This window comes from Pedobacter sp. (genome assembly GCF_965249885.1).
Classification (GTDB): Bacteria; Bacteroidota; Bacteroidia; order Sphingobacteriales; family Sphingobacteriaceae; genus Pedobacter.
Genome location: NZ_OZ252254.1, coordinates 842,219 through 868,813 on the forward strand (window position 1 = coordinate 842,219; position 26,595 = coordinate 868,813).

A 26,595-nucleotide genomic window follows, 5' to 3' on the forward strand; every position below is an offset into this window, starting at 1 on the left:
AACAACCAAACAACTAAATCATGAATAAAGAAGAATTAATGCAATCCAAGTGGCTCAAAATCTTACTGCCTATTATTATCATCTTTATTGCGATAGGAATTTACCAGAACGGCTACACATTTGGCCAATGGATTTATGCGAAATTGCATCCTTAACTTATATGTTACTGATTGAATGAGGTTAGGCTGATCTTTAAAATACAAAATAGCATAAACGAATTTTATTGCTGAAATGTTATTCTTATGGATTACCGACTAAGTTTCAACAATTAACTTTTTAATCAAAGAAATTTGCCCTAAGTGATAGTAACAATGTTCAATTACTCCTTCGATATTCCTAAGCCAAGTACCATACTTTTCATCTATAAAATGTTGATCAAAAACAACATCTTCCAATTGTTCCACTTTTAAAACAAACTGTGTCGCCTGATGCAAAAAATCGGTTCTTAACCCATCCCAATCATCTCCCGACTTTATTTCAGGCATATCGAAACTGTAGCGATCGCTAATTTCCAGTTTACCCGTTTCAAATGCCCATAATAATCCTTTCAGGTAATAATTAATATGGAAAGTTAGCATAGCGATGGTGTTTAAGCTACCTACTTTTTGGGTGGCTTGCAACCAACTCAAATCTTGCAACTGCATTTTAAAATTTGTGTTGGCAATCCAAGTACCATCCAATAACACCTCGCTAAGTCGAGCGGCAATGGTTAAGTTTCGGTTCATTTACATCAATTGATAATTTTCCCTTGGTTGTTTGCTACCCTTTCTCGAAATTTCTGGATCACTTCCGGAGCTTGCCTTTCCCAATCGGTTACCTCTCCTACAATTCGAAGTGGCGCTGCAGAGCGGTAAGAACGCGTTGGGTTTCCAGGAAACTTTTGATCTGTGAGGTTAGGATCATTTTCGAAATCCCCAGTAGGCTCTACGACGTACACACGCTCTACGCCATTGCCTTTAGCTAAGGCTGCAGCCAAACCCGCTCCGTTTGCCATCGCCGTAAAGTAAATATGGTTCATTTTCAGCGACTGCTGGTAATTGGAGTTTCCTCCAGGATTCAACAAATCTCCCACTTTTAAGTCTGCCTTTGTACCATGATAAAAAGGACCTTGATCTGAGGGGTTATTTTGATGTTGACTGGCTAATGTTGCAAATTGTTCAGCCTCAATTTCATTTTTCAATGCTTGATGACATTTACTCAAGTTTAAATATAAGGATGGCAAGGCACTTTTAACAGCAACATCATTTACATTTGAGGCATGCTGCAATGCTTGTTCAAGCCAATTCAGTTTTTCAGCGGCCTGCTGCTCCAAACGAGCTAAGTAATGGGCTGCTAAAAACTTCTCGAAATCAGCGGTAGCTTCGTCCCAGGCTTGCATGAACAAATCTTTCGCTTTTTCAGGCTCTCCTTGCTGTTCCAGTTCCATACCTTTTAGGCACAATTTAACTATCGGATTAAAAGGGGAAAATTCCATTTGTAAGTTATTTACCAAGATAAAATGTGCGATAGAAATTTAGCGATAAAACAAGCGCTAAATTAGCTACCCTCCTTAATAACGCGTTGAAGCCGGTCAAAATTCTCTTCGTTTTTAGGTGCTACAAACTTTCGCATTTTCTCACCCTCCTCTACGCTAGCAAAAATCATCTTGAATGAGATAAGTGTCTGATCATCGTCTAACGCTTCAAAGCCAACTTCCATATCAAAAAGTGGCTGCGAAAGCCTCGTCCACGCAACTAACCGGTTAGGAACCACTTTAGTAAAAATAGCGGAATTTTCGTAATTTCCTTTCTCGGGACCATGCATGGTTAAGATCCACTTACCGCCGGGCTTCAAATCAAATTCATGGATGGTATTGGTAAAACCTTCGGGACCCCACCAAGTTTTTAGTAGTTCCGCATTAGCGAAAAAATTATAGACTACGTTTATTGGGGCATCAATAACCCGACTGCTTAAGACCTCACGATCAGTTGACTGTTCCATCTTTAATTCAATTGTAAAATGATATATAAACTTATGATTTTCTTAGATGATATTAAGTATTGAAATAGTATTTGCATCAATTATCTTCTTTACTTTAACGCAGCTAGCCCGAACAAACCTCCAGACTACCGCAAACATTTTTGTATTTCAGAAGTTACTTTGGAAATGAACATTAAATCAACCCACAGTATTTTTAGGACTGCAACCTCAATTATTCTATACACAGCTGGACTAATCATCCTACTTTGGTTTCTATTGAAAATTTTAAGTGTTGTACTACTCGGCATTTTCGCTATTGTTTTAGGACTTATCATCAATGCGCCAGTAAGCCGTCTTGAAAGGAAAGGAATGAAGCGGTGGCTAGCCTGCCTGATTGTTTTTTTAGTCATTTTTGGAATCATAGCACTGCTCGGATGGATGGTGGTTCCCCACATGAGCAACCAACTAGATGTGCTGATTGGCAACATCCCAAAATACTACGCCAGTATATCTGAATATCTAGATAAGTTGCTGAAGAAATTCCCAGAGCTTAGGAAAGAAATCAGCGAAGGCGGAAATGCAATTTCCTCTGCAATTCCTTCCCTTGGCAATACCGTGATGGGCATTGGCAACTTTTCATTTTCTATTTTAGGTGGCATTTTCGTGTTCATCGTATTTGTATGTATGGTGGTATTTTTCGTCGCAAACCCAAAACCTATCATCGAACTGTATCTTACTGTATTCCCCATAAAACAGCGAGAAAAAGCAGAAAATGCGATGAAACACACTTCTGTAATGCTAGTTGGCTGGATGAAATCCAACCTGATTGGAGGCGCTATTGAAGCCGTGCTAGTTTACGCTTTCCTTACGTTGATGAATGTTCCTGGCGCATTGGTATGGGCGGCCTTAGCCTTTTTTTCCGAGCTTATTCCTAAAATAGGTTTTTACATTATGGCTATTCCCCCTACTTTGGTAGCTCTTTCTGTAAGTCCGGCTACGGCACTTTGGTGCCTAATTTTCTTCCTACTACTTAACGAGCTCATTTCAGATTTCTTGATGCCCAAGCTGAGGTCTTCTACGATGAACATCCATCCCATGTCATCACTTTTCTTGTTGCTGGCGATGGGCACAGCATTTGGATTAACGGGCGCACTATTATCTACGCCACTGGCAGCAATCATCAAGGCGTATTACGAAGAATTTTATTTGCGTCAGTTTCCGAAAGATCCACAACTGGAACAACGGACTGAAGACATCATCTATTAGCCCAAAAAATTGGACGTAGGAATGAAAAATTGAAATTAAATTCCTAATTCGTCGATACATTAAATAAAATTACCGATACGTTATTTGCAAACTCGAACATGTTGATTACCTTTGTTGCGAGAGCGTTAATTTAGATGATGGGGATATGACTTCGGTTGTATCTCCATTTCTTTTTTCAGACCATAAGGACAATGGGTTTTTCGCACTGCGAAAAGACCAATCGGGACTTAAATCCGAGACAAGCTACAATAGCGCTTTTGCAAGTGCATGTAGTTGGCCTCCATCACTGCTATTTGCTTAAGCAAGTCACATCAAAATGCAAGCAATTTTGATTATTTTGCCTGCTATATGACACCCTATGTGCTTTTTTTGGTCTTAAGCGCCGCCGTTTTGCATGCCGTTTGGAATTTAATTTCTAAAAAAGCTAACGGAAAAGCGCCTTTCGTATGGCTAATGTACATTGGCAGCACCGTAGTTTACCTACCATTGCTGGTGTACCACATTGCCCGTAACGAGAAATTCGAGTTCTCCAAACCTTTGCTATGGTTTTCGGTCAGTAGCGCAATACTGCACATTGCCTACTTCCTAATCTTGCAGAAGGGCTACCGAAAAGCCGACCTCTCGGTAGTTTACCCACTCGCTCGTGGTTCAGGTCCCCTACTCTCCTCAATGGCCGCTATCGTAGTACTTAGAGAAACATTTGGATATCATATCGCTCTAGGTTTAGCGTTAATTCTTGCAGGCGTGCTTGTAATTACTGGATTAAGCTTTAAAAAGGGGGATAAAAAGATACAAGCTGGAATTTTCTGGGGAAGCCTAACTGGATTATTTATTGCGCTATATACGCTTAATGATGCTATTGCCATTAAAAATTACCAGCTATCACCGCTACAGCTTACGTTTTCTTCCAACGCGTTCAGCATCGTACTGCTAATCCCGTTTCTTATTGGTAAAACCGAAGAAATAAAAAGCGATTGGATTGAACACAAGTGGAGTATATTGGCTATAGCCGTACTCAGCCCTGCTGCTTATATCCTAGTTTTAGAAGCACTAAAATTAGCCCCACTTACCATTATCGCTCCGGCAAGGGAAACCAGCATACTCATCGGCGTATTTATGGGATCAAAGGCACTCAACGAAACAGATGGCAAAAGAAGGATCATTGCCAGTGTACTTATCCTATGCGGCATCGTCGCGTTAAGCCTTACCTAAACAACTGCACCGTTACAATATAGGTTTTTTAGTTGTTCAGTGATTCAAAGGCTTGGGTATGACAGCTACTATAGATAGCAACTGAAAATTAAGCCAATAAAAAACCCCGAGAGTTACTTCGGGGTTTGGGAAGTGGTGCCTGCCGGGATCGAACCAGCGACACAAGGATTTTCAGTCCTTTTGACACCAAATACAAAACTCTTATTTTCAGTAAGTTAAACCATCACATCTAAAAAACCTAAAACATTTTTAAAACATAAGAGGCATTTTTATTCTGCTACTCTAATATAGTCATTTATTTACAGATAAAGAAATCATATCTAACAAACTAGAAACATTACCAATCTTTTACGAGACCTATTAGTAAACGGCGAGAAACAAGTTAGGAAGTATTTCGATTGAAGTTTCATCTCGTAGCCTCAAAAATTCCACATTTGATATAAATTCTAATGGCCTGCAGAAAATATTTTGGGACAAAACTGTATCTTTAGTAATAAGTGAAAGTTAATGCCCTCGTATGTCATATTGGGGGATATTCCAAAAGTGGCCACCTTTTTTTTCTCCAAAGTGGCCACCTATTACGCTCTAAAGTAGCCACCTGATTTCGCTTAAAAGTGACCACTTGACTGATTTTAAAGGGTTTTAAGCATTGAGATTGTTGTTCTGGATTGATGTGTAGTCACTATGTTTTACATGCTTTAGAGCTTCTTAAACTTATCTAAAATCGAAAGATTGTTGCCTGTTCCGATGTAGTTGAATTCTTGTTCTATATTCTGTTGATAAACGGAGTAGATGTGGCCTTTTGCGTAGCAAAAGAGGTTTGGAAAGAGTAGCTACTGGAAATTCCCTGGATCCCAGATTATGAATATCGTATTACCGATGGGATAGGTTCGCAAAGGCTGAACAATCGGTTTGGTGGCCAGTTTGGAACGAAAGATGGTGGTTACTTTTGACGAAATCTACACTGTTGCCTCCGGAAAGAGATATATTTCAGCTCCAAAGGTGTAATGGTTCTGTCTAATCTCGGGAATCCATCTCGATCCAATACTCTTTTTTCGGAAAAATTCCATAAACTCTCCATACTCTTCTTTTTTAACCAATATTCCCCTTGGAAAAATAAATATTTCCCGAAAATTAGCTTTATCCTTCTGCCCAAAATAACCATCCAAACAAACCCATTTTTCACCGTCTTTGTCCAGATATAAATATGTACCAACATCTGGTGCCTCCTTATCTGCTATCCACTGCGCCAATGTTTCAGATCTATCTCCCAAAAAATCGTGTTCAACAATACTGCCTGTTATAATGGGAACGGGAAAACTTGGGTCTATATCAATATCGGAGCTTCGGTAATCTTCCCACTCATTCTTGATCATACCCTTATCTTCCCGATGGCCCGCGACCTCGTGATAGGCTATCCATGAGTATTTCTTACCATAGCGCTCAACGTTCGGCCTTTCAGATCTATTTTGATAGAGATTGGAATTTGAAACAGACTTATCCAGTGCTAAAAAGTCCTCTTCATTCCAACCAAGATCAAGTATCCTTTGGTAGATCTGCTTTCTTACCTTCGTTTTCTCTGGAGGATTTGAGTATGATGTTCCGCCCTCAACAATATAACCTATAGTATAATTGGAAAAATCCATGCTGAGAGGTGCCTGATAGAGAGGGTCCTTACCCTTATATATTTTATATTTTTTTCTTTTTCCCAATAAAAATGGCGAAACGATATACTTCCTTTCATTCTTTTCAAGCATCTGGGGAAAACTGGAGACAGCAAGCTTCACGATGTTGAATGCAAAGTCCCTCATCAGCCAGTGTGTAGTAAAGAATTCCGCGTTTGCCGAAAACATCAAATCAAATATTTTTCTCCCAACCACCATCAAAATTGGCCGGGAATTCGGATCCGTGCATGCTCTTTCCCGAGCCAAGCAGGCGCCGTACAGCGCAGCCAGCATCCTTTCCGGAACGTACGGATCATTTAATCGGAGGGACTTATAGGTCATCTCGGCAAACTCCTCAAGATAGCTACAGGCGTACCTGTAAAGTGCTTTTGTAGCAGTGTCCCTGAGTTTCCTATTCGTACTGGTTAAAATGAATTGTATATAATGTGCAGCCAGATGGAACTTCTGGCTAGAAACATTTCTGTCCTTTGAACTCCTTAACACACCTTCATTAAATTCCTCAATATACAGCTCCAGCTCATGTGCCCGATGCCTGACATACTCAGTCCAGGACAGATCCCTTTCGGCCACGCTCAATCCGAATAGATACCGCGAAAGACTTAGCGCATTGAATGGATGATAGGTATCCACAAGCGTATATCTGAACTGTGGTATAACCCTCTCTCTAAAGGCTTGGTCTCCGAACATCAGCTCCACGTGCGCTATATCATCATTATCGATCAGCTTACCATCGAGATGCCACAGCACCTTTACTGACTTTCTATAGACCAGATCATCAGTATTAGAGGCATACAGCATGTGGAGCTTTGCACCTAAAGCAGTGGGAAACAGTAAAGCGACCTCCTCGATGATGTTCTCATACAATGGATGTTGCTGCCCTGAATCTTCGGCTATTTTATCATAAAATTCTCCATCAGGAGCGAAAAACGCTAAAGGTCTGGTATTTACCAAATGCTTAGCTACAAGATAAGCTGCCATGATTTCATACGTAATGAACATAAATTCCTTACCGGAACGTATATCCCTGCTCATAATCAAGCCTTCATGTAGCAAAATATCCCCTTTGGATTCGGCAGAGTCATAATTATCCCCATCCATCATCCTGAAATAACTGTCTGCATCGATCTCCCGTAGATTGTTTGCCCAAAAGAAAATGGCCAGTTTATCCAGCAAAGGAACTATAAAAGGTTTTTCCGCCCTTAAAAAATGGGCCTTTCTGGTTACCCTAGAATTGATCTGCTGAAAGTAAGTCGAAAACAAATCATCATTTGTATCAGTGGAGAGATTCACCTCTACTTCCTTGCCAGACTCCCAGTCAGCATTTTTTATTTCACAATATATCTTTAGGAATATCGGCCTGCTGAACCTATAGAGATTCGCAAAAGTCCAATGGGTAACGATCCTATATTTTTTAAAGTACTTTTCGACAGCTTCCCTGGTAACCTCCAAATCGTCAAATCCCGAGAGATGATGAAGGTTGATCTTGGAAGGATTATCCCAAATCTCATCGACATAGGACTTCCTGACCGTACAGATAAGACGCAAATTATCATAACTACGAATTTTGGCGGCAAAGGTGGGCAGATGCGTGTTCCATAAGGTTGAGAAATAACGGTCAAAAACTGTTTCATTTAGACCATCGATAATAATCGGAACATAGGTATTGTTGATTTTGCCGTACGTATCCAATGCAGACAGAAAGACTTCGAAAGAATAGTCTGGTGGAACATCAAAAATATTCTTAAGTGTATCTTCAATGTTATTTGAGTTATTGAACATATCTCCAGTCACGCACAACGAGGGAAGTCCATTTGCCATCCTATGGTGGACGATGTCGCAGCAAAGATGTGTTTTTCCAATTGCCGCACCACCTACAAAATATAGGTCCCGACTTACGGGATGGACATAGTTCCTAACTATCTGTTCAAATCTGTTAAAGAATTTTTTTATCGCCGAATAGCTTACCCGATCTGCATAGCACTCATCCATATCCCGAAGGATCTTATGATATTGATGGTCTTTTTGCCAATCTGAAACCTGCCCTATCCGCTCGGCATCCAGTCGCTTTACGCAAATTATGATCTCATCTAAAATATCGTCGGGGTAATCCAGATAGGGTTTAAGCTCACCGAAACAGGCAAGATAGGTCGTTGCTCTATGATCTTCTTTTGATTCTTCCCTATATTCATTAATACTCGACTTTACTTTTGATTTCAGATCATGAAGTTCGGCCTTAAAATTATTGATGATGTCTATGTAATGGGGATTTAGCAGCATACAGTCAACAATAGACTGCTCATAAAGCCCCATGGTATGAAGCTCTGGATCATATTTGTCCCTCAACTTCTCCAATATGAGTCTGCCCCTCCGCTGAAACCAATCGGAATCCAATTCAAGTCCCCCAAAAAAGAAACTGGTGATGCCTATGTTAGTGGGCTTTTGTAGTTCTTCAAGAATATCTGTTTCGCCCCAAAAACCTAAATCGACAGACCTACCATTGGGAACCGAAAATTTCAATTCATTCTCGAACCAACTTCTTTCTCCTGTTTTTACTTTGCCACCTTTGACCGTTACATCCACTGTCAGATCTGTTTTCAGACTAAGGATCCATTTGATCAACCTGGGGTAGTTGCTACATGAAACAGCCAATGACTGTTCTATCTTTTTGAAACGTCCGCTATCCGATAACCGCCCCCTATCCTCATAGTATTTGCATTGCCACCCCCAGACATCTCCATTTTTCAAGGTCAGATAAAATTCTACCCCGCCATCCCCTCCCGAACCATCAATCGGTGTGAAAGTTCCCAAATGTCCATATTTCCTTTTTGCCAACTGGTAAATTAATTGTTCGAAGGAATGCGTGGATTTCCCGTTAAAGGGCTTTAGGGACAAAAAATTGATATCATCAATGGCCATGATCAAGCAGCTTAATTTAGGTTTAAAGTTATAAAGTTGTCCTATAGGTTTAAAAGACTGACAATGCTTATTTTGAATGTTATGCAGAAATAAACATTGGATCTTATTGCAACAGCGAATAATTATACACCAAATTAAACACTTATGGCAATTTCAAAGAATAAAAATTATTTCCAAATTACTAATATTTTTAGCAATTTTGTTCCGTGACTGAACTGGAAAAATTTGTAAAGGCATTAAGGGAAAACCTACAGAGCAGCAAAATGCATGCTTCCATAGGTGATATGACCAAATTCGTCTATCTAAAAAAGGATTACATAGTAGTAAATATCGAACAGCTCAATCTCAATTATTGTGAGAAATTTATTGAACCAGATCCAGAAAAGTATTACACTTCTTTCATCCGCTTTTGCGGAAGGGCAATGGCCTACGCCTATAAGAAGTCACAATTTGGCTTTATTTTCTCCTATAATAATGCGCAGGCCATCAAGCACATCAATCTCAACGAATACCGTAGGGATCTCATCCACATCCTGGCCAAGAAGTTTGACGATTATGAATTCAACATAGATGCAAACAACGAGATTTCCATGCATATTAAATCCTATACCGAACATTGGAACAAACTTGGGCTGGAGAGCCGCGTAGAACAGGCGGTGTATAATTACAACAGATATAATCCCTCCTATCTCGTGCATGCGGCCACCTATATCAGGTTGGAGGATTACCATTACAGGAAAAACTATACCTTTTCCATCAATTTCTAAAATAGCCCGACGATATGAACTTTTTCTGGTTTCCATCGTTAATTCCTTACCATTAAATTTCAAGCGCCACATGACCCAGCCGATACTCATCGAAACGGAAGACCTCCTGCTCCACTCTTTCCGAGCCGAAGACATGAAAAGATTTGATAGCCTGACTAGGGATATCCACCAGCTCTTCGGACAGCATTCCACTACAACTTTTCTTCCCCATAAGAAACTTTCCCCTATCCAGCAAGCCGAAACACTGCTACAAACAGCCTTGATCAATCAACATAACGGCAATGGCCAGTGGTATTTCATTACCCAAAAAAAGGGACAGCGCACCATAGGCATGATCGAATTGATTACGCCCAAAATTGCCAGACAACATTATCAACTGGATTGTTATCCACATTTCATTGAATTCTGCCTATCATCAGAACACACAGGAAAAGGCATCATGGGAAGACTGTTACCACGTCTTTTAGAAAAGCTGAAACAAAAGGGGATTGATAAGATAGGTGCCGTCGCACACCCAAAAAACCATTCTGCCGTAAGGGTGCTGTATAAATCGGGACTGATCAAAAAGGCAAGTTTTGATAGCATTCAGCACGTCTATTACAACTAGCTCCGACCGTGACGCTTGCCTAAACACAGGTTTGTTTTTACTTTCCCTTAGGAACACAGCTAACCAATTGTGTTAACTATCACTTCACAACTTTTAAATAGGTCTGGGAGTTCATCGGTTCCACCAGAGCAAAAATGGACAGCTTAATTTTGTAAAATTGAAAAGTGGCTTAAAGCTATCTATAAATTTGTTCAGGCTGTTAATAATCCTTGCGTGCTTCGGCAAACGTTGAAAATAAATTATTAATTTTAGAGAAAGGGAATACAATCGATGAGGCTATACCTGGACAGCAATATTTATAGGCAGATAAGGCCTGGTTCCAAACACATGAACCAAGAGCTGCTGAATGCGGTAGAAAAATTGAAAGATGCTTTTCTTTTTATATTTTCCGACGCCCATCTCAACGACCTATCGAATTCCGAGGATATCTACCGTCAAATAGACCTTGCCCATATGGAGGAGTATGTCAAAAACAACTATTTCCACCATGACCATATCGAAAAAACAGACAAAATCAGCCTGGCAACGCCCAGGGAAGCCTATAGTTCCATAGATTTTGAAGTTTCCAGAAAGATCTTGGAAGATCCGAACGGTTTTATCGAGGAAGCTTTTGGCATGGAAGAGCTAAGTTCCCTGCAGCCCATGTTTAAACAACTTCTGGACATGCCTCTCTTTGACACAGCTAAGCAAGATCCAATACTATCAAATAGCTTAGAGACTTTGGGCCTGGGGCAAGAGTTCAGTGGGATAAGTACGATAAGAGATGCTTTAAAAGGCCTGAACCAAGCTGGTGGTTTCATCAGCGACAAGGAAAGCTTTGCAAAGCACCAACAGTTCCTCAGGTCATACGTTGACCGAAAAGAATACAGTTATGAAGTGTGGTCTTTTGACTTTGACGAGCGGATGAAGGAAACCGCTTTCGGAAAAAGCTTTTCGGAACTGGTAGACATCGTAAGCACTTCTGCTGGGCCCGAAGATGATTACAACCGATTTATCAACACCTACGTACAGCTGGAATTTCTGGGCGTCACCGAAGAACGATCGGGAGGCAAAAGAAAGAAAAATAGCTACATGGACCTGCAGAGAGATGCCGCTCATGCCTACTTCGCAACTATGACAGATTATTTCGTATCTGATGATAGAGGCGTACAGACAAAAGCATTTATAACCTATAAGATATTTGGTATAGCCACCCAAGTCCTGACGGTGAAGGACTTCGTTGCTAAATCTCCCTTTTTGCTCAATAATGAAGAAGACCTCAATTCTTTCGCTACTGGAATCAAATACTCCCTTAAGCACGGATTTGTTATACATCATTCACTTATGAGCAATCAACAGGTAATCAAGCTACCGTATCCGGTACTGAATTATTTTGATCGTCTCCAGTCTTCCATTTCCAATGCCGGAAAAAGCTACTTGCTACTTTTCCGGTCTGCCAGGGGCCGCAGGCATGGCGTGATGTACGCAGAGTTCAATCTTTTACTCAATAAATGCATCAAGCTTTTGGGCCTTCCCAAGGATTACAAGAATAGATTAGACGTAACAGAATTCAAGAAACTAGAAGATAACGAAACACAGCGAACATGGTCTTTGGGGAGTTCTTCGGCAACTCTCAGCTTTGGTGACACCTCGGATGGATTCCGAACAATTACCTTACAAATAACGGCTTGACCGCTCCGATGAAATTACACTGAACCAGAGACACCCACAAAAATTGTTGCAGGTTGGCACCAGCGAACAACATTCTCCGAAACATTCCAAAACAAAACCGAAACTTATTTGTAGTAAATAGGTAACGTGGAAAATCATGAGAAGAATTATTGCGTCACTTCTTGCCTTTAGCTACCTACTCCTTTTCGTCGCGGAAATTGGGTCGCAAAGCCATAATGTGCGAGGAGCAGACCACCAATCTTCAGAGCTGTTGGTTGAACGCCTGTCCGATGGATGTCAAGTCCCATGTTGTGATTGTTCGTCTGTAAACGTTCAGGCAAGGATCGATAAAAATGTATCATATACATTATTGCATTTCGAGCACTTAGCAGCATCAACTTTAATTATCAGAGACTCTGCCGTTCCTACGAAAGAAAAGTTGACCGAAGCATATCTACCCCAACCAAACCTTTTGGTAAAAACAAATCCGATCTATCTTCAAACACGCACCTTCCTTATATAGGATACAATACATTCTATTCTGACCAATTCTAATCCCTTATATCAGTTTATCTGATATGAAATGAAATCGCTTTGCTTTTCAGCTTAAGATACTACGGAATATTTCCGTGGAAACAATCAATTATTTACTTAAATTTTAATGTTATGAACACTGAAAATTCAAAAAAAGAAAACCATCAACACGACGAACACCATCCGCACAAAGAGCATCATCAGCACAAGGAGCACCATGACCATCAGGAACACCACCCACATAAGGAGCACCATGAAGGTCCAGGCCACGCTAATGAAATGGAGCATCACCGTGAAAAAGAACATCATGATGAAAAGGAGCACCATAACGAAAAGGAACATCATCCAGAGTCTGAGCATCACGATGAAAATGAACATCACGACAAAAACAAAAAGTAGTCTAATGAAAGGACAGGGCATAAAACCCTGTCCTTTCATATTATCATTTTGTTAAATCTAATCTTGAAACCTCTCTGGATTTACGCTCAATACTAACTTTCCCTATCTTTGGATAACAGATGAGGATTTACATAACCATATTGCTACTACTGGCCAAGGTACTGACACTTGGACCATCGTTGGCCGATCACCATCATCACTACAATCACAGTTCCGCGACTGCCCTTGCCCACAACCATCATCACGATAATCAGAAACAAAAATTCGAGGAAGATATCTTAGATTTCCTTTTCTCCAATTTCGACCATGGACAGGGACTTGACAGCTATATAGGTACGGGAAACAACAGCAATCTCCTAATCAAGAAGGCTGATGCATTACCTACGGTAATGCCCTCACTATCATCGGTCATCAAACAATTCAGAAAATCCGCTGCCAAGTATTCTAACGGTGAGAAACGACCATTCGATCATCACTACCGATACCAAGATCAACTCCGGGGCCCTCCCGCAATTTCATAAAAGGCCGAGCCATTTCTGTGTTCCCATTGGAACCGTTCTTTTCCAATTTATCGGAGGAGGAGACCGTCTTCCTATACAACTTACCGTCGATATCCACGAAAAACTATCTATAAGTCCACTGGTATGAAGCGGAATGGCATAAAAGTTCCCCTGGCCAAAATTTCCCATAAATGACTATGATAAATCGGAATGGAAAGCCCTTTTCTGATCTATACATTTAATACTTTATTAAACCGACAAAATTCCATCCCTGTCATTGGCGGGATCATCAGAACATATGCAAAAAATAAGGAGCGGACTTAAGAAGGTAAATTCCGCAAAACAAAGACATCGAGTAGAAAAAGTCCGTTATTATATTAACGGTTTGTTTTTTCTCCTTGGTTTCATTGGCATTATCGTACTCATTCATTTTGCAACAAGATCCAAACACGTCCATGTCAGCAATATCACTATTGACAATGTCAGAAAACAAAGAACCGTATAATAGACCAGATAAAAAAACCTGGAAAGGATTTATCCTCTCACATAGAACTGAAGCCATCCTCTTAAGTCTTCTTTGGATTGCCTATCTAATTTTCGTAAGCGAATTTTTATCGAAATGAAATATCAACAACAGAAGTTAATACAGCAAGTTCCCATATGAAACTATTGAAAAATATATTAGCCGCAATAGGGACAATCCTAGCACTTGTCGCCCTATTCCTACTGTACTCCCGTCCCAATAAATGAATGACGGACAAAACAAAGACCTATAGCTAGTTGTCGATCAGGCCAGATACGATATTGACCGTAAGTGCTACGATCAATGTATTGAACGCAAATGAGAAAACACTGTGCAACATGGCGATCCTCCTGACGTGTCTGGAAGCTATCTGTACATCCGAGACCTGAAAGGTGCACCCAATCACAAAAGAGAAGTACATAAAATCCATATAGTCCGGTTTGGCAGTGCGGGGAAATTCCAGGGGTGTATCATGTCTACTATAATACAGATGTGCATACTTGAAGGCCAGCGTAGTGTGCACCAGCACCCAAGAGGCTGCAACCGAGAGTAGACTGAAAAGTATGTGTAGGATAAGGTCCAGTCCAGTTTTGGTTTTGGCCGAGGAATACAGGAGCACTACAGCTACCAGGCTTGCTGCCGCCGCAATAAGGATAAAGATGGTGACCGTAGCCCTGCCGGCATCCTGTTTGTCGGCAATCTTATTGATTTCATGGGGTTCGCAGGTTAGGGCGGTGATCCAAGATAGGGACAAATAAAGTATAGCAAATATAACCCACGCAGCCATGCTGCTTGCCGCGACAGGTTGTGTAATACCGATGATAAGGCCACTACAGACTGCAGTCGCCCCACAAATCCCCAAACGGGTACCACTTTTCAGACCATTGACGATTTTTGCTGTAGAATTCATTTCTTCGAATTGATTTAAAATTTTCTTCCACTACTTTTCTAAACTACCATTGGTTTTAATTAGATATAGTACATCCCTGCGTACAGCGAAAATATCAAACGGCTTACATATCATCAGATCTGCACCGCTGAGATCATCTTTCCAATCGATGGACAGTGCCGACATGAGAACGACCTTTAAGGGAACAAAGCGTTGGTCAGCCTTGATCAGTCTGCATATATCGCGGCCATCAACACTCCCAAGCCTGACATCTAACATTAGTAGATCGGGATTCCATTCCATCAACAGTTCATCGAGCCCCGCAGGATCGGACAGGAACCTGAGTTCGACATTGTCATCCTGGAAAATAAATGAAAATATCGAATGGATATCCTCATAATCATCTACAACGAGTATTCTCTTCATACAGGATTAGGTTCGCAATATTTTCCCCAATTGACAAAAAGCGGGAGAAAGGCCAATCAGCTTTCTAATGGATTCGTTGGAAAGTTCCCATACTATCAGGTCAGAAAGCGCCTTTATCGTTGTAAGGGAGGGACTGGTCAAACTGAAGCTTGCACGACACAGGCACCATTCCCCTTCGAGATAAAAACCTTGGATAAATTCTCTGTCCTCCAACAATCCAAATTCGCAGATACTTCCGGAAACGACATAGTACATTGACCGACATACATCCCCAACTTCCAAAAGACAGTCCCCTTTTTTGAAATTCCTTGTTCTCACCTCTGTTCTGAATAGATCGACATCATTGGAAGAGAATTTTCCAATGCCGACTAACAATCGGTTCAGTTCTTCTTTAGTCATTGTCACCTGTACGGTTAACCCCAAACACTATAAAAGGCTCAGGCAGTAGCCTAACATATACTGCCTGAGCATAGTCTCGGCCTCAATGTGACTTGTGCTGCAAATCACCACTTACGTGCCCGTAATAATGTTTGGCTGTTGAAATTACCGCTAGAAGCAGAATCAGTCCAGCTATCATCATTAACAGGATTTTCCATAGCCGATATTTTTTGACAGGCATTTTCTCATTTCTGGTCCCTGGCGCCCTGAACAGTGGGTGGTCGAATTCTGAACCTCCCTTATATCGCTTGTTCCGTTTCTTCATCCCACCTATCCAAATTTCATCCTCTGTATCCTCACCGCATTTAGGATGGCAATCAGAGCTACGCCAACATCAGCAAAAACCGCTTCCCACATTGTCGCTAGTCCACCAGCACCGAGTACCAGAACTACAGCTTTCACGGAAAACGCAAGTATAATATTCTGCCAGACAATCTTTTTAGTCTGTTTGCCAATATTGATAGCCATTGGAATCTTGCTTGGCATATCATCCTGTATAACCACGTCAGCGGTTTCTATCGTCGCATCACTACCGAGACCACCCATCGCCATACCAACATCACTCAGGGCGACTACCGGTGCATCATTCACTCCGTCACCTACGAAAGCTACGCTCTCGTTTCTTGCTTTTAATTCCTTGACCTTGTTCACCTTATCTTCGGGCAAAAGGTCTCCGAAGGCATTATCTATGCCCAACTGCTTAGCGACGTAGGCTACTACGGAACTCTTATCCCCGCTCAGCATCGTAGCCTTGACACCCAGTTCATGCAGTCTTTCTATAGTCCGCTTAGAATCCGACTTAATGCTGTCGGCAATAGTAATGTAGCCCGCAAATTGCCCACCGTAGGCCACGGCGATGACGGTATACACGATTTTAGAAGGATCTAAACTGTACCTGATCTGGAATTTATCCATCAATTTGAAGTTCCCGACCAAAAGATCCTTTCCATCAACTGTGGCTTTAAGACCATGTCCGGCAATCTCCTCCACATTGGTCAGCTTTACCGAACTGTCCACTTCGCCAACATGGTTATGAATTGCCGTGGCTACGGGATGCGTACTTTGGCTTTCCAATGCATTCACCAGCTTAAGTACTTCCTGTTGATCAAAACCCTCTTCAATGGTTACCTGTTGTACCTTGAAAACGCCCTCGGTCATTGTTCCGGTCTTGTCCATCACCACATTTTTTACTGTAGCAAGGATATCCAGGAAATTACTGCCCTTGAAAAGAATACCGTTTCGACTGGCAGCTCCAATTCCTCCAAAGTATCCCAAAGGTATAGAGATTACCAGTGCACATGGACAGGAAATTACCAGGAATATCAACGCCCTATATAGCCAATCCCTGAACACATAACCTTCAACAAAGAAATAGGGAAGCACACAGATCCCTATGGCAAGAAGTACCACGATTGGGGTATAGATTTTCGCAAACTTGCGGATAAAAAGTTCAGTTGGAGCTTTTTGTGCAGTTGCATTCTGCACCAGCTCAAGAATCTTGCTTAACTTACTGTCTGTGTAGGCAGTATCTACCTTTACCTGGCTAACGGTATTTAGATTGATCATACCGGCAAGTACCGTTTCACCCTTATTTTTGGTGTCAGGTTTACTCTCCCCCGTCAGGGCGGCTGTATTGAAAGATGCGGACTCTGAGATAAGCTCTCCGTCCAATCCAAGCTTTTCCCCAGGTTTAAGCTGTATTATGGCTCCTATCTCGACCTGCTCTGCTTTAACCAGGCGGGGCTTTCCATCCTCCAATATTGTCACTTCATCCGGACGTTGATCCAAAAGGGCCTTGATGTTACTCTTTGCCCTAGAAACAGCGAGCGTCTGGAAAACTTCCCCTACGGCATAGAACAACATCACCGCTACGCCTTCAGGATATTCCTTGATGATAAATGCGCCTAAGGTAGCAATACTCATTAGAAAGAATTCCGAAAATACTTCTCCCTTGCTGATACTACCAATAGCATCTTTGATGACAGGTAATCCTACAGGTGCGTAGGCAGCTACGTAAAGTGCAACCCGCACCCACCCGGTAAACCAAGGCTGCGGAATAAAATTATCCAGGGCGATACCGATCAGCAACAACACTAAGGAAATGATGGACGGCAGGAAAAGTTGGAATGTGTTTTTTTCGGTTACATCGTGGTTGTGAGCATCGTCATCACTATGTTCATGAGCGTGATCATGCCCATCACCATCGTGGTGCTTATCTTTTAACAAATCCTTTGCACCCGCATTATCATAGATTTTCTCTGTCTGGTTGCAGCAGAGCTGTTTGCCCTGTGCATCATACTTATGCTTATGTTCCATGTGATTTAGTTTTTATTGATTTATAATTCAGTGTTTTCATCGTTCTGTTTACTCTTGAAAAGGACTTTCAGAAAGCGCTGGTACCAGGAAAATTTATTGATAGCAAAGATCAACAGGATGATCAATGTGGATGCGACAGCAATGACAAACATATTCAATGCAATAGCCACCCCTATTGCCGAAGTGGACCAAAGTCCAGCAGCTGTAGTCAGTCCCTTTGGTGTATTTCTCTCATCCCGAAAGATGATACCTGCACCGATAAACCCCAAGCCTGTGGCGATGGCCGCCAACATCCTTGAAATGGCCGATTTATCCTCTGTAAGATGGGCAGCTACCGAAACAAAAAGGCAGGCAGCCACGCAGATACAGGCAAATGTCCTGATACCTGTATACTGGTGCTCCCTCTCCCTTTCAATACCTACAATCCCTCCAAGAATTAGGGCCAAAAACATCTTGCCCGAAAGCAACAGCTCAAATTCAATATCCATCGGTCCAGTTTTAACTACATTTCAAAATATTGGTAATTCTTTGGTTTCGCAGGTACGTCCCTGTCTCCGATCATTTCCAGCAGATTGATTTCTATGGTCTGTGCTAATGAGGTCATGGGCGTATCAACCGGCGTATTTTCGAACGGATCCTGCATGATAATAGCTGTCTTTTCGATCATGATAAAGAGCAAAGGCACCAATATGGTCAGTAATATCTCAACAGCGAGTTGCGAATCTTCCAGTCCAAAAGGCAAGATGGCAGCAAATACATAGATCAGCGTATGTACCAGCACGCTATATGACCTTGGAAATACAGTATTTTTGATACGTTCACATTTCCCCATGCTATCACAGAGCCTGGCCACGGTTTCATTGAGTTGTATCTGCTTGAAGTCCGATATCATAGATTCGGCCGCCATCTCCCTGATCTTTTCGGAATGCTGGTCCAATAAAGCATTGGGGATGTTCACGGCACTGATCTGGTGGGCATTCAGATAGCTTTTCACTTTTGGAGAGAATTCCTGTCTCCGCAAAGCCTCACCAAGGGCATATACCCAAACAATCTGTGTCTGAACAAATTCCTTTGTGATTACTTTCTGTTTATCGGGAACAAACTGTTGTACCTGCCTGATCAACGTGCGTGAATCGTTAACTATCGCGCCCCATACCGTCCTGGCCTCCCACCAGCGTTCATAGGATTGCGCAGTCCTGAAAGCGAGCAGAAGCGAAACCGCTGTCCCCACCAAAGCGGGAATGCTAAGGGGAAGACTTATTTTCTGGAATGTTGGATGAAGATCCAACAGGCCAATGGAGACCGCAAATACAACGATCAGAGCTAGCTGTGAGCCGATACCTTTAACGAAATACCAGATCGATATTTTCTTGTTCAATAACATAAATTATAGTTTTATATCTTCAATTTACCGATTACCACTTCTAGACCTTACTGATAACAACTTTATATTATACATGTTCTGTTCACACCATTAAATCAATTTATTAGCGATTTAGGGGAGGATGCACAAGGCACCTTCCCCCTTCGCACCTAACACTAATGTTCGTGCCCCCCAGCATTGCTTAATTTGGCATTGATGAAGAAAGCGCCCTTGGTTACTACCTTTACATTTTTAGGCAATTGGACGACGGGTGTAATCGCAGTATAGCCCAACTCCGAAACACCTTTGGCAACCTCAATTTTTTCAAAGTTCATATTAGCACTATGGCCTTTATTTTCCGCAACATGGTCATGTTCCTCTCCTTCCTTATGCGCGTCCGTCTTTCCCTGTCCTTCGCCTTCGGCTTCGGGCTGTTTATCGGTATGTATGAAAATATAGAACTTACCATCTGCCTCCACTATCGCCTCATTAGGTACAGTTGGCGTCATTGCCTTGTCTACGCTTACCATACCGGTAATATTCATCCCATCAATAAGGCCGGCCTTATTTCCTGTGACCGTACAGTGGACCGCAATGGTCTTGCTCTCATTCTCGAAGGAAGATCCGATATTGAACACCTTTGCCGTGTAGGTTATCTGTGGATTATTGGTTACCGTAAAATTCACCAGCTGGCCTACCTTAACGAAAGGAAGGTCCCTTTCGAACACCTGCAGATCCAAATGTATCAGACCGTTATCTACGATTTCCACTACTGGCGAAGAAACGTCCACGTAGCTTCCGATCTTTGCAAACTCCGCACTTACCGTTCCGCTTACCGGACTGGTTACAGATAACGCCGAGGTCAGGGTAGCTGCAGAGATCGAAGTAGGGTTGATCCCCATTAACTGCACCTGTTTGTACAGTGATGCCTTTCTCGCCTTTAGGGCGTTAAGTTCGGACGTAGCATTCTGTAGGTTCTTTAAAGCTCCCGCATTTCCTGCATTAAGTTCACGCTGGCGTTGGAGTTCCTGTTCGGCCAATGTAATCCTGCTGCCAATGGTCAGATATTCTTCCTGCAATTGGACAAACTGTGGATTCTCGATCGTAGCAATCACCTGTCCCTTACGGACATAATCTCCCAGTTGGACCCTCAAGGTTTTTACCACTCCACCGTAGAGCGAAGTCGCATTGGCCTTGTTGTTATTCGGCACCCTTAAGGCACCGTTTGCCTTGATGGTAGCGGTCAGGTTCTTGAGTTCAATGGTCCCCACTGTGATACCGACCGATTTGATCTGTTCCGGGGTAAGGGAGGCAATCGTCGAAGACCCCTCTTCACCATGTCCTTCCTCTTTCGCAGCTGCGGGCTTTTCGGCTTCCTTGCCAGGTTTGCTCCCTTCACCTTCTGTCTGTTTTCCTCCACAACTGTTCAGTGTGATTACTGTCACGGCGAAGAATAATATTCTAAAAACAAGTTTCATCTTATTTATTATTGTAGTAATTGAATTGGATAGCTGATTGATTGTATTGGTTAAGTACGTCAAGATACCCCTGACGGATACCAATAGCCTGGCTAAGGAACTGCCCTAGCTCAGCGAAACTGATTTCGCCCGACCTGTAGCTGAGGGTCGCCGCAGAAATGATCTCTTCGGCCTGTTTCAGGCCAGAGGTCTCATAAAATTCAAGCAGCGAACGGCTCTTCTCTATATCGGCAACCGCATTGGCGCGTTGGGTCTGTAGCTGTAGGGTCTGGTATGCCAAGGTCTTTTCCTGTACCTCTCTTTCGGCATTGGCCACCTTGACCTTGTTGCGATAGGCGCCTCCCCCAAACAGTGGAATTGCTGCAGTTACCGAAAATCCGGTAAAGGGATCATTGGCACCCCATAGGCGCTGGCTGAAGAACCTTCCAGAAAACTCGGGCCTGTTGGTATTCTTCTGAACCGAAACATTGGAACTGGCGATATTCACATTCTGTTCCTGTAGGGCCAATAAGGGATGTGAGGCAGCAGTAGCTGTAGTCTCCACGCCAACCTTACCTAGCGGTTGGGCAACGGGCAACATCCATTCGTTGAGGTTCAGCAACATCATCAATTGCTGCTGCTGGATGGTCATCTCCTTTGTATTCTGCAAAAGCTGGGCCTGTATCTCCCTCATCTTCGCTTCGGCGGCAACCCTGTCCAAACGTGCCACATCTCCCGTCTTTACGCGTACTTCTGTGGTCTTGAACAGCATGGTGTAAACACTGTCCAGACGTTTATAGAGCATCTGTCTATCCTGTAGGAACCACAATTGGTAATAGGCCGTACGGACATCCCTCCTAATTGCGGCGTTGATGACCTCACCATTAAGCTCCGCGTATTTCAACTGTGCGTTCAGATAGTTCTTCCTGGCGGCATATAGACCAGGCCATGCGATAGCCTGCGAAACCCCGATCTTTAGGATACCCACTTTATCGGAAGGACGATAATCTTCGTTCTCTGCAAATATGCCCGTCTTCGGTATCTCAAAGGCTGTTTTCGTATTCAGTCTTGCGCTTTTGACCTCGGCCTCGTTGACACCAAGCTGTTGGTTGCTCTTCAAAGCGGTACCAACAGCATTTTCTACCGAAATCCGTTGTTGGGCATTTGCTGAAGACGCACCGATCAAGAACAAGACCATTGTCGCAACAACAGTTTTCCTGCCCAATCTGCCCTTAATTTTCATACCACTATCAAAAATGATATAGAGCAACGGCAGAACGAATAGGGTTAGGAAAGTAGCGGTGATCAGACCACCTATTACTACAGTGGCCAAAGGTCTTTGTACCTCGGCACCTGCACTGGAGCTGATGGCCATTGGCAAAAATCCAAGAGAGGCCACCGTGGCGGTCATCAGCACTGGGCGAAGACGGGTAATAGCCCCCTCTTTTACCCTTTTTAATATATCTTCCATTCCCTCTTTTTTCAATTGGTTAAAGGTTCCTATCAATACGATACCGTTGAGTACCGCTACGCCAAAGAGCGCGATAAATCCGATCCCCGCACTGATACTAAAAGGCATACCTCGCAACATGAGCGCAAAGACACCTCCAATGGCACTCATCGGAATAGCCGTGAATATCAATATGGCCTGTTTGAACGAACGAAACGTAAAATAGAGCAGCATAAAGATCAGAAGTAATGAAACTGGTACCGCGATCATCAAACGTGCGCTCGCCTTTTGTAGGTTTTCGAACTGGCCACCATAGGTGAAGTAGTAGCCAGATGGCAGCTTGATCTTTTGTGCCAACTGTTGCTGGATATCGGTCACCACACTCTGCACGTCACGTCCGTCGACATTGAAACCGATTACGATACGGCGTTTCCCCGCTTCACGGCTGATCTGTGCGGGTCCCAACTTATACGCTATGGTTGCTACCTGAGACAAAGGGATCTGAAGCCCCTTACTGGTAGGGATCATTAGGTTGCTCACATCTTCTATACCACTCCTGTGTGCACTGTCCAAACGCACTACCAGGTCAAAACGTCTTTCATTTTCATAAACCTGCCCAGTACTTTTTCCGGCAAAGGCCGTACTAACTACGTCATTGACATCCTGAATAGCAAGTCCGTAATTGGCGATACGGGCACGATCATACTCAATATTGATCTGCGGAAGACCGCCCACACGTTCTACTTGCGGAGAGGTTGCCCCCGGTACGCTCTGGATTACTTCGCTTACCTCCTTGGCGTAACTTGCGAGCGTATCGATGTTCTCACCGAAGATCTTCACTGCCACATCCTGTCTGATACCAGTCATCAGTTCGTTGAAACGCATCTGTATCGGCTGGTTCTTCTCAAAGAAAACGCCCGGTATCACTTCGAGTTTCTCCATGATGGCCTCAGCCAGTTCTTCATAGCTCCTTTCCGTTTTCCATTCTTTCATTGGTTTGAGCACCACCATCAGATCGGTAGCCTCCGGCGGCATAGGATCGGTAGGCACTTCTGCGGCACCGGTCTTTCCAACTACCATTTTCACCTCGTCAAATTGCTTGATGATCCGTGAGGCCTGCATCGAGGTCTCGATACTCTGGTTCAGGGAACTTCCCTGTGGCAGGATACAATGAAATGCAAAATCCCCCTCCTGTAACTGCGGAATGAACTCGCCGCCCATTCGGCTGAAGAAGAATATGGAAACAGCAAACAGCACCACTGTCGCCCCAACTACGTAATATTTGATCTTGATTACCTTCTCCAGCATCGGTCTGTAGACCGCTTGGAGTTTCTCCATCATCTTATCACTGAAATTCTTTTTATGGCTTGGCTTTTTCGAAAGGAAAAGTGCACACATCATAGGAATATAGGTCAACGAAAGGATAAGCGCACCAAAAATAGCGAAACCTACTGTTTGTGCCATTGGTCCGAACATCTTACCTTCCACACCAACCAATGTTAGGATCGGGATATACACGATCAGGATAATGATCTCTCCAAATGCTGCACTGGTACGGATTTTTGAGGCCGAGGTAAACACCTCTTCATCCATCTCACCCTGGGTCAGCTTGTTCATAGATTTTCGCAGTCCCAAATGGTGCATCGTTGCTTCCACAACAATTACCGCCCCATCGACAATAAGACCGAAATCGATGGCACCCAAACTCATCAGATTGGCGCTTACCCCAAATACGTTCATCATGCCCAAGGCAAAAAGTAATGCCAAAGGAATCGCCGAGGCAACGATCAGACCAGCCCTCAGGTTACCAAGGAAGATCACCAACACGAAGATCACGATCAATGCCCCCTCGATCAGGTTTTTCTCAACAGTAGCTATAGCCCTTCCCACCAGATCGGTACGATCTAAATATGGTTCGATAACCACATCATCGGGCAGGGAAGCTTGTATGGTCGGCAATTTTTGTTTGATCCTCTTTACAACTTCGTTACTGTTCTCCCCCTTGAGCATCATCACAACGCCACCTACGGCATCCACCTCCCCATTATAGGTGAGGGCACCGTACCTCACAGCACTTCCGAACCTTACATCAGCTACATCATTGATATAGATAGGAACGGTTCCCGAGTTTTTGACCACAATCTTTTTCACATCATCCAGTGAATTTACCAGACCGATACCCCTGATAAAATAGGCATTCGGTTTTTTATCGATATAGGCGCCACCAGTGTTCTGGTTATTCTTTTCCAGTGCGGTAAAGATTTCTGGGATACTTACCCCCATAGCCCTGAGCCTGTCCGGATTAACGCCCACCTCATACTGTTTCAACTGTCCGCCGAAACTATTCACCTCGGCAATACCTGGGGTTCCATATAGTTGTCTGGCTACGATCCAGTCCTGCATTGTACGCAGATCCTTGGCATTATATTTCTTTTCACTTCCCTTTTTGGGATGTATGATGTACTGGTATACTTCTCCCAAACCCGTGCTCACTGGTGCCATTTCTGGTGTGCCCACTCCCTGTGGGATTTTATCTACGGCCTCTTTCAATCGCTCATTGATGAGCTGACGGGCAAAATAGATGTCTGTCTTCTCGTCGAAGACCACAGTGATCACCGAAAGACCGAAACGCGAAATACTACGTATCTCTTCAATTCTAGGTACATTGGCAATACTCTGTTCTATTGGAAAGGTCACAAGTTGTTCCACTTCCTGGCCTGCCAGCGTTGGACAGGTGGTAAATATCTGTACCTGATTGTTGGTGATGTCCGGTACGGCATCTATCGGCAGTTTGGTTGCACTCCAACCGCCCCAAATTATAAGAACCAAGGTCATTAGACCGATAATGATCTTGTTCTTTATACTGAAATAAATGATCTTATCTAACATTATTGTTCTGATTAATAACTAATAGGACTTCCCGCAATCCAAATAAATAATGAATGGATGCGGTCGAAAAATAAAGCATGCGCAGAAATAGCCACAGAAAGTGGCATATGCGGACTTCATTTCCGAAAAAAGTAATAATTAGCTATTAACCTTGGGCGGCTGCCAGATGCTTCCATAATAATTGGAAACAAAACGTTGATCTGTGAAAAGGAATTTCAGTTCCTCGTATACAGGTTTGGGATCTTCCTCTTTATTTGCTAGGAATTTGCTATCGATAGTCGTATGACAACAGCTACAGTTACAGAAGGGGCTACAATTATCATTTACATCTGACCTATGACTATGGTCATCGGCAATTTCAACCCTTGTTTGCCTCTGTTGTGCTGACTTACATTCATTATAGGCATCACTGCACGGAAGCATCATCATGCCCGCCAGATAGATTACCATTATGAATGCGATATATTTCATATGGCACAAATCTAAACATTATTTTAAAAAACCAAATATTTTTATAAAATCGTACATCTTTAAAATGTCATAAAAAATAAATTGTGCGTTTTGGCGTTAACATGAACGATTTGTAGATGGGAATGATACTATAAATATTTATACTTTTGTACCGATATGAAGGCCGCCGTTTTGCTATTTCTTTCCATCTTGTTGCTACAGTTATCCTGGCCGTGCCAGGATCTGCTTGCGGCCGAGCCGGACTATCCGATGGACAGCCAATCGCTGATGGCATCTTCATCTGCCGATGAGGGATTCGTAAAATTTGACGAATGCAGTCCATTCTGCCAATGTGCCTGCTGTTCCACACCTTCCCTGACGTATTTTACTACGCTGAACGCCCCCTTGATTATTACTGATCAAAATACATTCCATAACGAGCAAACCTGTGATCCCACGTTACAGGCAAGTATCGGCATTTGGCAGCCCCCCAAGCTGTAGGCTGAATTTTATTGCTATTGTTTTTTACAATCGGTAGCTGCTATTTAGTCAATCCCTGTACCATGCCAGTTGTGTCTGCCCAATTTAGGGAGCATAACCGAGAATGGTAAAAGGCTTCTTTTTATCTGTACCCTTAGTGGACAAAACCTCTATATATTTCTATGGAATGGACAATGGAATATTTCCCATTGGAAATGGACGACCTGCAGCCACAGGTCAGGCAAAAGGCTATCGAGATAGCCAACAAATTAATAAGTGATGGAAGACAGTCCGACCCTCATCTGATCCGCCAGGCCATTGCCCAGGCCGAGGAGTGGTTTTTAAACCTTGAAGGCTAATCTATCCCAATTTCGATCGCTTGATTATGATTTACCACAACAGATCAAATAGCCTGGCAC

At 42.9% G+C, this 26,595-nt stretch carries 23 protein-coding genes and 1 tRNA gene; 9 read left to right on the forward strand and 15 right to left on the reverse strand.

The features are described from left to right. Window positions 1-254: 254 nt before the first annotated feature. The 3 genes from ACY2A0_RS03565 to ACY2A0_RS03575 all read right to left on the reverse strand — a co-directional run bounded on the left by ACY2A0_RS03565 (window position 255) and on the right by ACY2A0_RS03575 (window position 1,980). Entirely contained in the window at window positions 255-725 is a 471-nt protein-coding gene (locus ACY2A0_RS03565; protein ID WP_461788225.1) for a DUF1572 domain-containing protein, read from the reverse strand. A gap of 5 nt (window positions 726-730) precedes the next feature. Next, entirely contained in the window at window positions 731-1,168 is a 438-nt protein-coding gene (gene arr / locus ACY2A0_RS03570; RefSeq protein ID WP_461791029.1) for an NAD(+)--rifampin ADP-ribosyltransferase, read from the reverse strand. Window positions 1,169-1,536: 368 nt separating this feature from the next. After that, window positions 1,537-1,980: an SRPBCC domain-containing protein gene (locus ACY2A0_RS03575; RefSeq protein ID WP_461788226.1), complete on the reverse strand. Its 444-nt coding sequence runs from the start codon at window positions 1,978-1,980 to the stop codon at window positions 1,537-1,539. Window positions 1,981-2,145: 165 nt separating this feature from the next. On the opposite strand from ACY2A0_RS03575, the gene ACY2A0_RS03580 reads away from it, so the two are divergent. Then, the gene (locus tag ACY2A0_RS03580; RefSeq protein WP_461788227.1) at window positions 2,146-3,225 is read left to right on the forward strand and encodes an AI-2E family transporter; all 1,080 of its coding nucleotides are present in this window, start codon (window positions 2,146-2,148) and stop codon (window positions 3,223-3,225) included. Window positions 3,226-3,585: 360 nt separating this feature from the next. After that, window positions 3,586-4,437 (forward strand): DMT family transporter, encoded by an 852-nt coding sequence (locus ACY2A0_RS03585; RefSeq protein WP_461791245.1) that lies wholly within the window; start codon window positions 3,586-3,588, stop codon window positions 4,435-4,437. A gap of 133 nt (window positions 4,438-4,570) precedes the next feature. Here the strand turns inward: ACY2A0_RS03585 and ACY2A0_RS03590 are convergent. Next, window positions 4,571-4,637, reverse strand: a tRNA-OTHER gene (locus tag ACY2A0_RS03590). Between the two features lie 759 nt (window positions 4,638-5,396). Next, complete coding sequence (locus ACY2A0_RS03595) at window positions 5,397-9,038, reverse strand: hypothetical protein (protein WP_461791246.1); 3,642 nt, start codon at window positions 9,036-9,038, stop codon at window positions 5,397-5,399. 206 nt (window positions 9,039-9,244) lie between these two features. Between ACY2A0_RS03595 and ACY2A0_RS03600 the strand changes: the two genes are divergently transcribed. The 5 genes from ACY2A0_RS03600 to ACY2A0_RS03620 all read left to right on the forward strand — a co-directional run bounded on the left by ACY2A0_RS03600 (window position 9,245) and on the right by ACY2A0_RS03620 (window position 13,516). Beyond that, complete coding sequence (locus tag ACY2A0_RS03600) at window positions 9,245-9,805, forward strand: hypothetical protein (protein ID WP_461791247.1); 561 nt, start codon at window positions 9,245-9,247, stop codon at window positions 9,803-9,805. Next, a complete protein-coding gene (locus ACY2A0_RS03605) occupies window positions 9,735-10,412 on the forward strand; it encodes a GNAT family N-acetyltransferase (RefSeq protein WP_461791248.1) in 678 nt (225 codons plus the stop codon). The genes ACY2A0_RS03600 and ACY2A0_RS03605 overlap by 71 nt, the downstream gene beginning before the upstream one ends. 270 nt (window positions 10,413-10,682) lie before the next feature. Continuing rightward, window positions 10,683-12,083 (forward strand): hypothetical protein, encoded by a 1,401-nt coding sequence (locus tag ACY2A0_RS03610; RefSeq protein ID WP_461791249.1) that lies wholly within the window; start codon window positions 10,683-10,685, stop codon window positions 12,081-12,083. Window positions 12,084-12,728: 645 nt separating this feature from the next. Then, a complete protein-coding gene (locus tag ACY2A0_RS03615) occupies window positions 12,729-12,995 on the forward strand; it encodes a hypothetical protein (protein ID WP_427531791.1) in 267 nt (88 codons plus the stop codon). Window positions 12,996-13,114: 119 nt separating this feature from the next. After that, entirely contained in the window at window positions 13,115-13,516 is a 402-nt protein-coding gene (locus ACY2A0_RS03620; RefSeq protein WP_461791250.1) for a hypothetical protein, read from the forward strand. A 755-nt stretch (window positions 13,517-14,271) separates the two neighbouring features. On the opposite strand, the gene ACY2A0_RS03625 is transcribed toward ACY2A0_RS03620, so the two are convergent. The 10 genes from ACY2A0_RS03625 to ACY2A0_RS03670 all read right to left on the reverse strand — a co-directional run bounded on the left by ACY2A0_RS03625 (window position 14,272) and on the right by ACY2A0_RS03670 (window position 25,717). Next, a complete protein-coding gene (locus tag ACY2A0_RS03625; protein WP_461791251.1) occupies window positions 14,272-14,928 on the reverse strand; it encodes a DUF1345 domain-containing protein in 657 nt (218 codons plus the stop codon). A gap of 30 nt (window positions 14,929-14,958) precedes the next feature. Further along, window positions 14,959-15,333: a response regulator transcription factor gene (locus ACY2A0_RS03630; protein WP_461791252.1), complete on the reverse strand. Its 375-nt coding sequence runs from the start codon at window positions 15,331-15,333 to the stop codon at window positions 14,959-14,961. Window positions 15,334-15,339: 6 nt separating this feature from the next. Continuing rightward, window positions 15,340-15,732, reverse strand: a complete 393-nt coding sequence (locus ACY2A0_RS03635) for a Crp/Fnr family transcriptional regulator (protein ID WP_461791253.1) — start codon at window positions 15,730-15,732, stop codon at window positions 15,340-15,342. An 82-nt stretch (window positions 15,733-15,814) separates the two neighbouring features. Next, window positions 15,815-16,036: a hypothetical protein gene (locus tag ACY2A0_RS03640; RefSeq protein WP_461791254.1), complete on the reverse strand. Its 222-nt coding sequence runs from the start codon at window positions 16,034-16,036 to the stop codon at window positions 15,815-15,817. Window positions 16,037-16,041: 5 nt separating this feature from the next. Then, window positions 16,042-18,087, reverse strand: coding sequence for a heavy metal translocating P-type ATPase (locus tag ACY2A0_RS03645; protein ID WP_461791255.1), 2,046 nt, complete (start codon window positions 18,085-18,087; stop codon window positions 16,042-16,044). Window positions 18,088-18,107: 20 nt separating this feature from the next. Next, window positions 18,108-18,575: an MgtC/SapB family protein gene (locus tag ACY2A0_RS03650; RefSeq protein ID WP_113663868.1), complete on the reverse strand. Its 468-nt coding sequence runs from the start codon at window positions 18,573-18,575 to the stop codon at window positions 18,108-18,110. A 14-nt stretch (window positions 18,576-18,589) separates the two neighbouring features. Beyond that, window positions 18,590-19,471 (reverse strand): bestrophin family protein, encoded by an 882-nt coding sequence (locus tag ACY2A0_RS03655; RefSeq protein WP_113663869.1) that lies wholly within the window; start codon window positions 19,469-19,471, stop codon window positions 18,590-18,592. Between the two features lie 155 nt (window positions 19,472-19,626). Beyond that, window positions 19,627-20,721, reverse strand: coding sequence for an efflux RND transporter periplasmic adaptor subunit (locus ACY2A0_RS03660; protein ID WP_461791256.1), 1,095 nt, complete (start codon window positions 20,719-20,721; stop codon window positions 19,627-19,629). A gap of 208 nt (window positions 20,722-20,929) precedes the next feature. Further along, the gene (locus tag ACY2A0_RS03665; RefSeq protein ID WP_461791257.1) at window positions 20,930-25,246 is read right to left on the reverse strand and encodes a CusA/CzcA family heavy metal efflux RND transporter; all 4,317 of its coding nucleotides are present in this window, start codon (window positions 25,244-25,246) and stop codon (window positions 20,930-20,932) included. A 138-nt stretch (window positions 25,247-25,384) separates the two neighbouring features. Continuing rightward, window positions 25,385-25,717, reverse strand: coding sequence for a DUF6660 family protein (locus tag ACY2A0_RS03670; RefSeq protein ID WP_461791258.1), 333 nt, complete (start codon window positions 25,715-25,717; stop codon window positions 25,385-25,387). Window positions 25,718-25,873: 156 nt separating this feature from the next. Between ACY2A0_RS03670 and ACY2A0_RS03675 the strand changes: the two genes are divergently transcribed. Then, window positions 25,874-26,197 carry a hypothetical protein gene (locus ACY2A0_RS03675; protein ID WP_113663873.1) on the forward strand — a complete coding sequence of 108 codons (324 nt, stop codon included), beginning with the start codon at window positions 25,874-25,876 and terminating at the stop codon, window positions 26,195-26,197. 161 nt (window positions 26,198-26,358) lie between these two features. Next, complete coding sequence (locus ACY2A0_RS03680; protein ID WP_461791259.1) at window positions 26,359-26,535, forward strand: DUF2188 domain-containing protein; 177 nt, start codon at window positions 26,359-26,361, stop codon at window positions 26,533-26,535. Window positions 26,536-26,595 lie beyond the last annotated feature (60 nt).